The sequence below is a fragment of the Mycobacterium shottsii genome (assembly GCF_010728525.1).
GTDB lineage: Bacteria > Actinomycetota > Actinomycetes > Mycobacteriales > Mycobacteriaceae > Mycobacterium > Mycobacterium marinum.
Genome location: NZ_AP022572.1, coordinates 4,900,465 through 4,912,116, shown reverse-complemented (window position 1 = coordinate 4,912,116; position 11,652 = coordinate 4,900,465). Strand labels below are relative to the sequence as shown.

Genomic DNA, 11,652 nt, shown 5'->3' with positions numbered 1-11,652 from the left:
GGATATGGGCACGACGACGAAACGGATTGCTGAAGCCACAGCCTCGTTGGCGCTGCTTTACGCCGCGCGACGCTACTACCGCAACTGGGGCGCGACCAAGCAAGAGGCTCAGATGCTGTTGCCCGGTGACAGTTTGGTGGGGGATCCGGCGACTCAGACCACCGAGGCGTTGTGCATCGACGCGCCCGTGTCGGCCGTGTGGCCCTGGCTACTGCAGATGGGGCAGGACCGGGGTGGCTGGTACGGCGGCGAGCGACTGAAAAACCTTGCCGGCCTTGGCTACCACGACGCTGATCGCATCCATCCGGAATGGCAACACCTTGCGGTAGGCGATGTGGTTCGACTGGCTCCGCCGGGGTGGCTGGGATTGCCGGACGGACTGACGTTGCGTGTCCCTGCGATCGAGCCCGAAAAGTACCTGGTGCTCAACGCGACCCAGCCGGACCAACGCTGGAACGCGGTCTGGTCATTTCACGTTCAGCCGCACTGGGAAGATCGGGTACGTCTGCTGACGCGCGCCAGGATCGCCCTGCGCCACCCGGGGGAGATCTTTGCCCTGGAGCTGGCCAGGCCGCTGATCTCGCTGGGCACCCGGGGTCTGCTGCTGGGAATCAAGCACCGAGTTGAACGTCTGGCCCCTGCCCAGCCGCAGCCGGCCGGCGATCGGAAGGCCGAACGGCCCTAGCGCAGTCCGCCGGCTCGCCCTACGTTCGGGAGTAGGTGGATCGCGTTGGTGAGCGTTGCGGGGCAATCCGCCAGGTTGGAGGTAGCGCGGTGAGCGACGAGATCCCATTGGGACGAATCGCCGGCTTTGCGGTGAAGGTTCACTGGAGCGTCCTGGTCATTCTTTGGCTATTCACCTGGAGTCTGGCCACAACATTGCCGGAAACGGCCAAAGGCTATGGCGCGGTGGTCTATTGGATAGCCGGCGGGTGCGGGGCACTGGTGCTGATGGCCTCGTTGTTGGCCCACGAGCTCGCGCACGCCATCGCGGCGCGGCGGGCCGGGGTACCCGTGGGAAACGTCACGCTCTGGCTGTTCGGGGGAGTGACCACCCTGGGCTGGGAAGCCAAAACTCCAAAGGCGGCTTTTCGGATCGCATTCGCGGGCCCAGCCACCAGCCTTGCCCTGTCCGCGATGTTCACCGCGGTGGCCGTCGCCCTGGCGATGGTGCGAACGCCGGATCTGGTGGTCAGCGTCGTCTGGTGGCTGGTCGCGGTCAATTTGATGCTGGGCCTGTTCAATCTGCTGCCGGGGGCGCCGCTGGACGGAGGTCGGCTGGTGCGGGCCTACCTGTGGCGCCGCCACGGCGATATCGTGCGCGCCGGAATCGGTGCGGCGCGGGCCGGACGGGTGGTCGCGCTGATCTTGATCATCTTGGGGTTGGCGGAGTTTGTGGCCGGCGGCCTGGTCGGCGGCGTGTGGTTGGCCTTCATCGGCTGGTTCATTTTCGCCGCCGCCCGCGAGGAGGAAACCCGGATCTCGACTCAGCAGCTCTTTGCCGGCCTGCGGGTCGCGGACGCGATGACCGCGCATCCACATACCGCTCCCGGCTGGATCGATGTCGACGAGTTCATTGCGCGCTACGTGCTTGGCGACCGGCACTCGGCCTACCCGGTCACCGAGCGGGATGGATCGATCACGGGTCTGGTCACCCTGCGGCAGCTGCGCGAGCTGGCGCCCGAGCGGCGGGGCAGCACAACGGTCCGGGAAATCGCCCTACCCCTGCATGAGGTGCCCACCGCAACGCCGCAGGAGCCGCTGACGACGCTGCTCGAGCGGATGGCTCCGGCGGGCCGGGGTAGCCGCGCGCTCGTCCTCGACGGCGGTGCGGTGGTCGGCATCGTCGCCGCCAGCGACATCGCACGGCTGATCAACGTCTACCGGCTTGCCGGGCCGGGGGCCACGGCGGACCCCGCTGATCAGCGCGAAAAGTATTCCAACGCGGGTTGATTGGCCATCTGGTGGATTACCGAACGTGAGCAGCGCCGGAGAGGGGCAATGACATGAAACCGGTCATCGTTGGCATCGATGGTTCACCGGCGGGTATCACGGCAGTGCTGTGGGCCACCGCGGAGGCGGTCAGCGCAGGCGTGCCGTTGCGGCTGATATCGGTGCTCAAGACGGCTCATTCGTCCCCCGAAGGATACGAGCATGATCTCGCGCATGCCGAGACATCGCTGCGCGCAGCGCAATCCGCGATCGAAGCCACCGCAGCGCCGGTCAAAGTGGAGACCGACACCCCGCGCGGGCCGGCGGGTGCCGTGCTCGTCGAGGCGTCTCGCGATGCGGAGCTGGTCTGCGTGGGCTCAGTGGGGATCGGCCGCTACGCGCGAGCCATTCTGGGGTCGACGGCCACCGAGCTCGCCGAAAAGGCGCACTGCCCGGTGGCGGTCATCCGTTCGAACTCTGATCAGCCGCCGCCGGACATCAACTGGATCGTGGTGCGGGTGACCGACGCGCCCGACAACGACGCTGTGCTCGAATACGCCGCCCACGAGGCGAAACTGCGCCAAGCACCGATCCTCGCACTCGGTGGGCGTCCCGAGGAGCTCACCGACGCCGCGGACGGGGAATTTGAACGTCGCGTACAGCAATGGGGCCAGCACCATGCCGATGTGCACGTCTATCCGATCACCACCCAGGCGGGCACCGCACGATTTCTGGCCGATCACGATGAGCGGGTTCAGTTGGCGGTGGTCGGCGCCGACGAGGACGATCAGGTTGCGCGGCTGGTGGGGCCATCCGGGCACCCGATCTTTCGGCACGCCGAGTGCTCGGTGCTCGTGGTCCGCGGCTAGGGCGTGTCTGCTTAATGTGAATGGTGTTTTGGCTGATGCTGTTTGGGTGATGCGGACGCATGCGATTTCTGATGATTTGTGGTCGCTGATCGTGGCGGTGTTGCCTGCGGGGCGGCGGCGTGGCCGGCCGTGGAACGATCATCGACGTACTCTGGAGGGCATTATCTGGCGTTACCGTACGTGATCTCCGTGGTGTGACCTGCCCGAGCACTTCGGTCCCTGGCAATCGGTGGCCGAGAGGCATCTACGCTGGTCGGTCGATGGCATCTACGCGCGGATCTTCGCGGCGATCGCCTCTGACCTCGACGCCGAGGACGCCGACCTGGGCGCACTGTTGTCGGTCGATTCGACCAGTGTGCGCGCCCACCAACACGCAGCCGGAGCGCCCCGGGCGCCGCACAGGGGGATCTGTCGAATTACAAGAAATATCTCGATGAGCCCGATGACCACGCCATTGGGCGTTCCCGCGGCGGGCTGACTACCAAGATCCACGCCTTGACCGACCAGCTGTGCAGTCCGGTCACCCTGGCACTGTCGGCCGGTCAAGCCGGTGATAATCCGATGCTTTGGCCATTGCTGGCCGCCCGGTGCAGCAACTCATACGCCCCGTTTCACCTGCTGGCGGACAAGGCGTACTCCCATGACTCGACGCGGGCACAGCTGCGCCGGCTCAAGATCGCCCATACCATCCCCGAGCGCAGCGACCAGATCACCCGCCGCAAAGCCAAAGGCCGCAACAGAGGACGGCCTCCGGGGTTCTCAGGCCGAATCTACAAGCACCGCAACACCGTCGAGCGAAGCTTCAACCGGCTCAAACACTGGCGCGCGGTCGCCACCTGCTACGACAAATACGCCCTGACCTACCTCGGCGGTGTCACCCTGGCCGCCATCATCACCTACCACCGCGTCCGCAATTAGCAGACAGGACCTAGGCCGGCGACTCGCGCGCCACGATCACCGGCACGCGGGCCAGTTGGGCAACGGATTCGGCCACCGAACCCACCACCATTCCGGCGAATCCACCGCGTCCGCGGCTACCGACGACGACCAGCTGGGCTTCGCCGGACAGCTGCACGAGCTGGCGGGCCGGCTGATCACGCGCGACGACGCGGCTGACGCTCACATCGGGATATTGCTCTTGCCATCCCGCCAAGCGCTCGGCCAATACCTGTTCTGCCATCGACTGCGTTGCCGGCCAATCGATTCCCGGCCAATCCGAGACATTGACGTCACTCCAGGAATGCGCCGCCACCAGCCCGGTATGGCGGCGCGATGCCTCATCGAAGGCCAAGCCGGTGGCGAATTCCGATGCCCGGGAGCCGTCGATGCCCACGAGCACCGGCGCCGCGGCGCGATCCGGCGCCGAGGCGTCCTCGTCGTGGACGATGGCCACCGGACAGTGCGCGTAGCGCAGCAGCCCGGAACTGACTGAGCCCAGCGGCCGGCCCGGCCAGCGCCCGCTGCCGTGGCAACCGGTTACCACCATCTCCGCGTCCTTGGACATGTCGACCAAGGCGGGAACGGCGGCGGAAGGCACGATTTCGCTACCCAGCCCCGCGGGACCGCCGCGCTCGGCGGCCTCCTCGATGACCTTGAGCGCGTCCTCGACCAGTTGGTGGCCGTGATCGCGCTGCCAGCGGGCCAGGCCGGGCGGCAATGGCTTGTTCAACCACGTCGCGACGTCGGGAGAGATCGCGTGAACGAGCGTCAGCGGGGCTTTTCGCAGCTCAGCTTCACGCGTTGCCCACTGGATGGCTACCTTCGCGGCCGGTGAATCGTCGATACCGACGATGATTCCCAATCGTTGGTTCTGGGAGGACATGGCGTGTCCTTTGTTGGCGGGTCAGCCGGCTCGGCCGAATTGGCGGGCCGCTATCCACGACTCTAGCGACGAACGGTCACCACGGTCAGAGCGGTTTGTCACTCGCACGGGGGGCCGGCGCTACGGCCGTCAACTGCCCGATGCCGAGGGCTTGTAGGCCACGATGGCTACCGCCGCCATACGGTCCCGGTGTTTGTGGAATGTGCTGCGCATCATCAGTACTCGTTTGCGCGCGGCCGGCTGGGTGAGCAGGTTCTTGGCAAAACGCAGGGCCCCTAACAGGCCCTCATCGGCGATGATCCGCCGTGGCTGCAACAGCGCCATCGGCGCGGTTGCCACGTGGCTGACGACCAGCCCGTGTCCGGCCAGTAGCTGGGACCATTCGGCCACCGTCAACGGCCGGGCGTTGACTTTGATGGACCGGGCCAGCGCCTGGCGGACCTCGGTGCTGATTTCTTCGGGCACGTCGTCGGGCGTCAGCGCCAGCTCGTGGATGGCGTAGCGCCCGTGGGGGCGAAGCACCCGCGCCGCCTCGGCGACGATCGCGTGTTTGGCCGCATCGCCCTGCATGGTCAGCATCGCCTCGCCGATGACGACATCAGCGCTGGAGTCCGGCAATCCGGTGTCGGCCGCGTCGGCGACTCGCACGTCACCGTGCCCGGCCACAATTGTGCGCACCAGGTTCGCCGCATCGGGATCGGCTTCGGCTCCGACGTAGGACCGAGGATGGCGGGCCAGGATCTCGCTCGCGGTGCGGCCCAGGCCGGGCGCCAGTTCGAGCACGTCGGCATGGTTGACGTCGGCGCGGGCCAGCAGGGTGCGGGTGAGTTCGACACCGCCGGGGCGCAGTACCCGTTTGCCCAGCCGCGCCAGCAGCCAGTGCCCCTGCAGATGGTCGTCGCTGCGATTCGACAGCGGGAGGGGCTGTCCGGATTCGCCCTGAGTGCCGGCCATCAGGCGGTGGGTCGGGTCGGTAGGCCCACAACCAGCGGGCGCCGTGGATGGGCGGTGCAATGCCAGAGCGCGGAGGCGGAATACGGGTCGATGATGCCCTCCTTGTTACTCGGCCGGCCGATCCCGGATAGCGCGGATCAAGACCTGCAGGTCGGGTCCAGTATGCATGCCGAGGTGTCCACCGTGCGCCTAGGCAGCAGCACCGGAGAGCTGCGGATCCTCGTTGGGTTTGCGGGGCGCCGTGGCAACCGGGCTGCGTGGGCGCACGTACCGTGCCCAGGTCAGCGCGGCCGCGCAGAGGTAACACACCAGGAACGCCCAGAAGGCCGGCGTCTCGGTGCCGCTGTGCACATATGACTGGCGCAGCGCCAGGTTGATCCCAACGCCGCCCAGTGCGCCCACCGAGCCGGCGAACCCGATCAGTGCCCCCGACATGATGCGTGCCCATTGGCGGCGTTGCATATCGCTGATGTCCAGGTGCTGACTACGCTCCGCAAAAATCGACGGGATCAGCTTGAACACGGTTCCCTTGCCCATCCCGCAGAAGATGAACAACGCGATGAAGCCGCTCACATAGCCGATCAGCGTCGCAGCTGTCATGCGCCCGCCGGCGCCGCGGCTGTGGTCGGCGTGTGTGCTGACTGCGACCAGCAGTGCGGCACTGAGGATCATGGCGACGAAGACCCCCAGGGTGACGCGGCCGCCACCGAAGCGGTCGCCCAATTTGCCGCCGACTATGCGCGCCAGCGACCCCAGCAGCGGGCCGACGAAGGCGATCTCGGCGGCGTGCAGCGACGCCTGTGCGGTGCTCTGTCCGCCGGCCAGCAGGTTGAACTGCAGCACCTGACCGAAGACGAAGGCGAAGCCGATGAACGAGCCGGAGGCGCACATGTAGAGAAACGAGACGCCCCAGGTGTCGGGCACCGCGAGAACGGATCGCACATGCCCGACCTCGATCACGTGGGTCAAGTTATCCATGAACAGGGCTGCGCCGAGGCCGGCGATGGCGATCAGCACCAGGTAGACGGCGCACACCCAATATGGAGCTTCATGGCCGGCGGTCGCCAGCACCAGAAGGCCGACCGCCTGGATGGCGGCCACCCCCAGATTGCCGATCCCTCCGGTCAGGCCTAGAGCCACGCCCTTGAGCCGTTGTGGGTAGAAGGCTTCGACGTTGGCCAGGGATGCGGAGTAGTTGCCGCCGCCCAGGCCGCTCAGGGCGGCACAGACCAGGTATGGCCACAGCGGCAGTCCGGGGTTGGCCAGCAGCACGATTGCTCCGACGGTGGGCACCAGCAGTACCAACGACGAGAACGTCGCCCAGTTGCGGCCACCGAATCGGGCGGTGGCCATCACGTAGGGGATCCGCACGCAGCCGCCAACCAGCGTCGCGGTGGCGCCCAGCAGCAACTTGTCTGCGGCCGAGATGCCGTAGACGGACTGCGGCATGAACAGCACCATTACCGACCAAAGGGTCCAGATCGAGAAACCGACATGCATGGTGGCGATGGAGAAGACGAGATTGCGCCGGGCGATGGCCTTGTTGCCGGCTTCCCACGCCTGGACATCCTCGGGGTCCCAGTGCGCGATGTGACGTGAGCGTCCCATGCAATCCCTTCCGCTCCGTGTCGTGGAGACTGGGCCCAGGGCTTTTAATCGTAGCGGTTGAGGTCGCGCGCCGTCACTGCGCCGATCCGGACGTCAAGTACGTTGTCGTACAGAACTTTTGCCACCTCGCTAGTTTTTATAAAGCATGTTTTTTTATAAAGCATGTTGGATAAACTTCGGAACCATGACGTCTGTGATCGGAAAACCCTGCATCGATGTGATGGATCGGGCCTGTGTGGAGGAGTGTCCGGTCGATTGCATATACGAGGGTGGGCGCTCGCTGTACATCCACCCCGACGAATGCGTGGACTGTGGCGCCTGCGAGCCCGTGTGTCCGGTCGAGGCGATCTACTACGAGGACGACCTGCCGCAGGAGCTGCACCCGCATCTCGCCGACAACGTGGCGTTTTTCACCGAAGCCCTGCCCGGCCGGGACGGGCCGCTGGGTTCGCCGGGCGGGGCTGCCAAGATTGGCCGACTGGGTGTTGATACTCCATTCGTGGCGGGTCATCCCCACGTCGCAGATGCTTAAGATTCTTAAATGGGAGAGGGTCGGATCGCCAGAACGGGCGGGGAGTCGGCGGGGCGTCGCCGCGCGGTGCTGCGGGTATTGCGTGCGGTCGGCCATCCGCTGAGCATTGTCGCGATCGCCGAGCACCTGGGAGTGCACCCCAACACCGTGCGCTTCCACCTCGACGGCTTGGTCGATGACGGTCAGGTGGAGCGCGTGCAGCCCAGCCGTCGCGGCCCCGGACGCCCGCCGCTGATGTTCCGGGCGGTCCAGCAGATGGACCGCGGTGGCGCTCGCCACTACCAGCTACTCGCCGAGATCCTCAGCAACGGCCTTGCCGCCGAAAGTGATTCGGTTGACAAGGCGCTGGCCGCCGGCCGCGCCTGGGGCGAACGTCTGCAAGCCCCGACGACCGCCCACAGTGCCGAGAAATCGATCGATCACTTGGTCGGCGTCCTCGACGGACTCGGGTTCGCTCCCGAGCGCCGAGTCTCCGACGGCCAGCAACAGGTTGCCCTGCGACACTGCCCGTTTCTGGAACTTGCCGAGAACCGGTCGGGCGTGGTGTGCCCAATTCACTTGGGCCTCATGCGCGGGGCGCTGGAAAGTTGGGGGGCGACCGTCACCGTCGAGCGGCTCGACTCGTTTGTCGAACCGGATCTTTGCTTGGCCCACCTTTCGCCGGAAGGAGCCCTCAGTTGAGCACCGCAGCGGCGACCCAAATCGCCGTCACCTTCGTATGGCTTGGCATGGTGCTGGCCATCTCGTTTCTGGAAGCTCCGCTGAAGTTCCGGGCGCCGCACGTGACGCTGCAGATCGGGCTTGGCATCGGCCGGTTGGTCTTCCGCGCGCTCAATATCGTTGAGGTCGTCTTCGCGCTGGTCCTGGCGGCAATAGCGGTGTCGGGCCCGGCGCCGCTGCGGATTATCGTGGCGTTCGGTGTCGTGGTCGCAGCGCTAGCGGTGCAGTTGCTCGCGGTGCGTCCCCGTCTGACCCGCCGGTCCGATCAGGTGCTGGCCGGGTTGGATGCGCCCCGCTCCCGTGCGCACTACGTGTACGTCGGTTTGGAAGTGGTCAAGGTGGTCGCCTTGATCGTTGCGGGAATACTGCTACTGAACGGCTGAAAGGACTCACCGATGGAATCGCTTTCGCTGACCGCACTCGCCTCCGAAAAGCTGGCCGAGGCAAAACAGTCACACAGCGGACGGGCCGCCCACACGATCCACGGCGGACACGCCCACGAATTGCGCCAGACCGTGCTGGCACTGCTGGCCGACCACAATCTCGGCGAACACGACAGCCCGGGTGAGGCGACCCTGCAGGTGCTACAGGGACATGTGCGCCTCACCACCGGCGATGACGCCTGGGACGGCAAGACCGGCGACTATGTCGCGATTCCGCCGCAGCGGCACGCGTTGCACGCCATCGAGGATTCGGTGGTGGTGTTGACCGTGCTCAAGTCCCAGCCCGGCGCCCACTAGGGGTGCTCGCTACCGGCTGGTCACGGGGCTTCGGCCTGCGGGTTCCCATCGTCAACGCCCCAATGGGCGGAGTCGCCGGTGGCCGGCTCGCCACCGCTGTCACCGCGGCCGGTGGACTGGGCATGATCGGCATGGGAAGCCGGGCCACCCGGGCGGCCTTGGCCGAACAATTGCGGCAGTTCAGCGGCAGGTTCGGGATCGGGCTGGTGGACTGGGTGATGCGCAATGAGGCGGGGCTGCTCGAGGATGCGCTTGCCGCCGGGCCCGCCCTGTTGTCGGTCAGTTTCGGCACCGACTGGTCCTGGGTCGGCCCGGCCCGTGACGCCGGAATCCCTACCATCACACAGGTTTACGACGCTCTGGGGGCCCGGCGTGCGGCCGATGCGGGGGTGGACATCGTGGTGGCGCGCGGAGCCGAGGGGGGTGGTCATGGCGAGGTGCGGCTGGGAACGCTGCCGTTGCTCGACGCGGTCCTGGCCGCGGTCTCGGTGCCGGTATTGGCCGGCGGCGGCATCGCCTCGCCCCGAAGCCTGGCCGCGGTGCTGGCCGCCGGTGCCGCGGGGGCCTGGGTAGGCACGCGTCTGGCGGCGTGCCCCGAGGCGCTGACGGGGGAGCCGAGCCGTCAGGCTCTGATCGCGGCGCGCGAAACCGACACCAGCACTACCCGGGTCTTCGACGTCGCCGACGGCCTGCCCTGGCCCCAGCGGTTCCCATCGCGGGTGTTGACCAACGACTTCGTCGCGCGCTGGAACGGCAATGAGACGGCACTGGCCGCCGATGCGGATGCTCGTGCCGAGCTGGCCGCTGCCAGCGCGACCGAAGACCTGCGGGTGGCGCCGGTCGACGCGGGCCAGGGAGTTGGGATGATCCCCGACGGCGCGCCGGCCGGCGAGGTGATCGAGCAGATGTGCTCGGGTGCGCGGGAGCTGTTGGCGCGATGGGCGTGACCGCGCGTTGTCGCCGGCTGGGCTGACGCCGCTTACACCCCGCGCAAGTAGCGTTTGGCGATGATGCGTTGAGTCAGTGCCACAAACGGGCCACCGGCCTTGCTCCACCAGGTCGCCGGCCGGGAGAACGACGACACCTCCGCAAATACCCCGGAAGTGTCCGGGTCGTAGCGAATGGCGAACCGTTCCTCGCCGCATTCCGGGTGCCCGGGCAGCGTGCCGTAGGCAAATCCGCGGATATCGGGTTCGTCGATGACGTAGACCACGCGGCACGGCGCGCGCAACACACCCATCATCTGGATCACCGCCACCGTCGAAACAGCGACCGTATCCGAGGTGGCTCGCACCGCCAGTCCGGCGCCACGCTGCATGCCCCAATGCATCACCGCGTGGGCGGCCTCCTCGAAACGCTTCCGGCCGGTGCCGATCTGGTCGGACACACTGAGGTGGGCGTATCCCGGGGGCAACTGTCCGGCCGCGGTGGCGCCCACTTCCGGGTAGGTCAGTTGTTGCCCGGAAAGCGCGCGAAGGTCCACACCCCCCAGCTTGCCACGCCGGATCGGGTGTGCCCCGTGGCGTACGGTCGGAAAAATGAGTGCTCACAGAGCGAAAGCCATGGCCGCAGCATCCGCAACGTTGACCCTGGGTGGCGACCTGACCGTCCACCGGCTCGGGTTCGGCGCGATGCGCCTTACCGGCGACGGCGTCTGGGGCCCGCCCGCCGACCGTGCCGAAGCCGTACGGGTGCTGCGCCGGGCCGCCGAACTGGGCGTCAACTTCATCGACACCGCCGACTCTTACGGCCCCTATGTGTCCGAGGAGATCATTCACGAGGCGTTGCACCCCTACACCGGGCTGGTGATCTCCACCAAGGCCGGGCTGCTGCGAACCGGCCCAGGCGTGTGGGTGCCGCTGGGCAATCCGAGCTATCTGCACCAGGAATGCGAGATGAGCCTGCGGCGTCTGGGCGTGGACACCATCGACCTGTTCCAGCTGCACCGCATCGATCGCAACTATCCACTCGCCGACCAGGTGGGCGAGCTGCTCGCCCTGAAGAGCGAAGGCAAGATCCGCCACATCGGGCTGTCCGAGATCGACGTCGACCAACTCGAGGCGGCCCAACAGATCACCGAGATCGTGTCGGTACAGAACATGTACAACCTGGCCGCTCGTGGCGCCGAACCATTGCTGGAGGCGGCCACCAGCCAGGGCATCGCATTCATCCCATGGTTCCCGCTGGCCTCGGGCCCGCTGGCGGCTCCGGACGGTCCGTTGCGCAAGATCGCAGACGATCATCACGCGACGCCGTCGCAGCTCGCCCTGGCGTGGCTACTCAAGCGGTCGCCGGTGATGCTGCCGATTCCCGGCACCTCGCGGGTAGCGCACCTGCAGGAGAACGTCGCCGCTGCCGAAATTGTGCTCTCTGACCAGGAGTTCGAAGCATTGTCGGTGGCCGGCGCCGCCCACGGCGGGTAGGGGCGGGCGGCGACCCGCGAGCCCGGCTAGCCAGTCTCAGCCGCGGTGTCGC

The 11,652-nt window shown here is 67.0% G+C and carries 13 protein-coding genes and 1 pseudogene; 10 read left to right on the top strand and 4 right to left on the bottom strand.

Translation table 11 applies throughout. The features are described from left to right. The first annotated feature begins 4 nt into the window (after nucleotides 1–4). The 4 genes and pseudogenes from G6N41_RS22695 (at nucleotide 5) to G6N41_RS22680 (ending at nucleotide 3,719) form a co-directional block, all read left to right on the top strand. On the top strand, nucleotides 5–685 hold the full coding sequence (locus G6N41_RS22695) for an SRPBCC family protein (RefSeq protein WP_198965724.1): 681 nt from the start codon (nucleotides 5–7) through the stop codon (nucleotides 683–685). 89 nt (nucleotides 686–774) lie between these two features. Next, nucleotides 775–1,953 carry a site-2 protease family protein gene (locus G6N41_RS22690; RefSeq protein ID WP_198965723.1) on the top strand — a complete coding sequence of 393 codons (1,179 nt, stop codon included), beginning with the start codon at nucleotides 775–777 and terminating at the stop codon, nucleotides 1,951–1,953. Between the two features lie 53 nt (nucleotides 1,954–2,006). After that, the gene (locus tag G6N41_RS22685; RefSeq protein WP_198965722.1) at nucleotides 2,007–2,801 is read left to right on the top strand and encodes a universal stress protein; all 795 of its coding nucleotides are present in this window, start codon (nucleotides 2,007–2,009) and stop codon (nucleotides 2,799–2,801) included. A 46-nt stretch (nucleotides 2,802–2,847) separates the two neighbouring features. Then, nucleotides 2,848–3,719: pseudogene (locus G6N41_RS22680) on the top strand (IS5 family transposase). A gap of 10 nt (nucleotides 3,720–3,729) precedes the next feature. Here the strand turns inward: G6N41_RS22680 and G6N41_RS22675 are convergent. The 3 genes from G6N41_RS22675 to G6N41_RS22665 all read right to left on the bottom strand — a co-directional run bounded on the left by G6N41_RS22675 (nucleotide 3,730) and on the right by G6N41_RS22665 (nucleotide 7,185). After that, on the bottom strand, nucleotides 3,730–4,623 hold the full coding sequence (locus G6N41_RS22675) for a universal stress protein (protein ID WP_198965721.1): 894 nt from the start codon (nucleotides 4,621–4,623) through the stop codon (nucleotides 3,730–3,732). Nucleotides 4,624–4,752: 129 nt separating this feature from the next. Then, a complete protein-coding gene (locus tag G6N41_RS22670) occupies nucleotides 4,753–5,577 on the bottom strand; it encodes a class I SAM-dependent methyltransferase (protein ID WP_198965720.1) in 825 nt (274 codons plus the stop codon). A 189-nt stretch (nucleotides 5,578–5,766) separates the two neighbouring features. Then, nucleotides 5,767–7,185 carry an MFS transporter gene (locus G6N41_RS22665; RefSeq protein WP_198965719.1) on the bottom strand — a complete coding sequence of 473 codons (1,419 nt, stop codon included), beginning with the start codon at nucleotides 7,183–7,185 and terminating at the stop codon, nucleotides 5,767–5,769. 184 nt (nucleotides 7,186–7,369) lie between these two features. On the opposite strand from G6N41_RS22665, the gene fdxA reads away from it, so the two are divergent. Genes fdxA through G6N41_RS22640 form a run of 5 tightly spaced genes read left to right on the top strand, consistent with a single transcriptional unit; the run spans nucleotide 7,370 to nucleotide 10,124 of the window. Next, nucleotides 7,370–7,717: a ferredoxin gene (gene fdxA, locus G6N41_RS22660; RefSeq protein ID WP_198965718.1), complete on the top strand. Its 348-nt coding sequence runs from the start codon at nucleotides 7,370–7,372 to the stop codon at nucleotides 7,715–7,717. A 9-nt stretch (nucleotides 7,718–7,726) separates the two neighbouring features. Further along, entirely contained in the window at nucleotides 7,727–8,398 is a 672-nt protein-coding gene (locus G6N41_RS22655) for a helix-turn-helix transcriptional regulator (protein ID WP_198965717.1), read from the top strand. Between the two features lie 47 nt (nucleotides 8,399–8,445). After that, nucleotides 8,446–8,820 carry a hypothetical protein gene (locus G6N41_RS22650; RefSeq protein ID WP_085979890.1) on the top strand — a complete coding sequence of 125 codons (375 nt, stop codon included), beginning with the start codon at nucleotides 8,446–8,448 and terminating at the stop codon, nucleotides 8,818–8,820. A 12-nt stretch (nucleotides 8,821–8,832) separates the two neighbouring features. Then, nucleotides 8,833–9,177: a cupin domain-containing protein gene (locus tag G6N41_RS22645; protein WP_012393857.1), complete on the top strand. Its 345-nt coding sequence runs from the start codon at nucleotides 8,833–8,835 to the stop codon at nucleotides 9,175–9,177. Nucleotides 9,178–9,179: 2 nt separating this feature from the next. Continuing rightward, nucleotides 9,180–10,124: an NAD(P)H-dependent flavin oxidoreductase gene (locus G6N41_RS22640; RefSeq protein ID WP_198965716.1), complete on the top strand. Its 945-nt coding sequence runs from the start codon at nucleotides 9,180–9,182 to the stop codon at nucleotides 10,122–10,124. Between the two features lie 32 nt (nucleotides 10,125–10,156). Here G6N41_RS22640 and G6N41_RS22635 read toward each other — a convergent pair whose 3' ends face one another. After that, nucleotides 10,157–10,660, bottom strand: coding sequence for a DUF1990 domain-containing protein (locus G6N41_RS22635; protein WP_012393859.1), 504 nt, complete (start codon nucleotides 10,658–10,660; stop codon nucleotides 10,157–10,159). Nucleotides 10,661–10,739: 79 nt separating this feature from the next. On the opposite strand from G6N41_RS22635, the gene G6N41_RS22630 reads away from it, so the two are divergent. Continuing rightward, on the top strand, nucleotides 10,740–11,600 hold the full coding sequence (locus G6N41_RS22630) for an aldo/keto reductase (RefSeq protein WP_407663663.1): 861 nt from the start codon (nucleotides 10,740–10,742) through the stop codon (nucleotides 11,598–11,600). The last annotated feature ends 52 nt before the right edge of the window (nucleotides 11,601–11,652 follow it).

Excerpts from the sequence above, each read along its gene's own strand:
- G6N41_RS22675 (WP_198965721.1), bottom strand. The coding sequence starts at position 4,623 with ATGTCCTCCCAGAACCAACGATTGGGAATCATCGTCGGTATCGACGAT.
- G6N41_RS22685 (WP_198965722.1), top strand. The coding sequence starts at position 2,007 with ATGAAACCGGTCATCGTTGGCATCGATGGTTCACCGGCGGGTATCACG.
- G6N41_RS22670 (WP_198965720.1), bottom strand. The coding sequence starts at position 5,577 with ATGGCCGGCACTCAGGGCGAATCCGGACAGCCCCTCCCGCTGTCGAAT.
- G6N41_RS22665 (WP_198965719.1), bottom strand. The coding sequence starts at position 7,185 with ATGGGACGCTCACGTCACATCGCGCACTGGGACCCCGAGGATGTCCAG.
- G6N41_RS22630 (WP_407663663.1), top strand. The coding sequence starts at position 10,740 with ATGGCCGCAGCATCCGCAACGTTGACCCTGGGTGGCGACCTGACCGTC.
- G6N41_RS22650 (WP_085979890.1), top strand. The coding sequence starts at position 8,446 with ATGGTGCTGGCCATCTCGTTTCTGGAAGCTCCGCTGAAGTTCCGGGCG.
- G6N41_RS22645 (WP_012393857.1), top strand. The coding sequence starts at position 8,833 with ATGGAATCGCTTTCGCTGACCGCACTCGCCTCCGAAAAGCTGGCCGAG.
- G6N41_RS22655 (WP_198965717.1), top strand. The coding sequence starts at position 7,727 with ATGGGAGAGGGTCGGATCGCCAGAACGGGCGGGGAGTCGGCGGGGCGT.
- fdxA (WP_198965718.1), top strand. The coding sequence starts at position 7,370 with ATGACGTCTGTGATCGGAAAACCCTGCATCGATGTGATGGATCGGGCC.
- G6N41_RS22695 (WP_198965724.1), top strand. The coding sequence starts at position 5 with ATGGGCACGACGACGAAACGGATTGCTGAAGCCACAGCCTCGTTGGCG.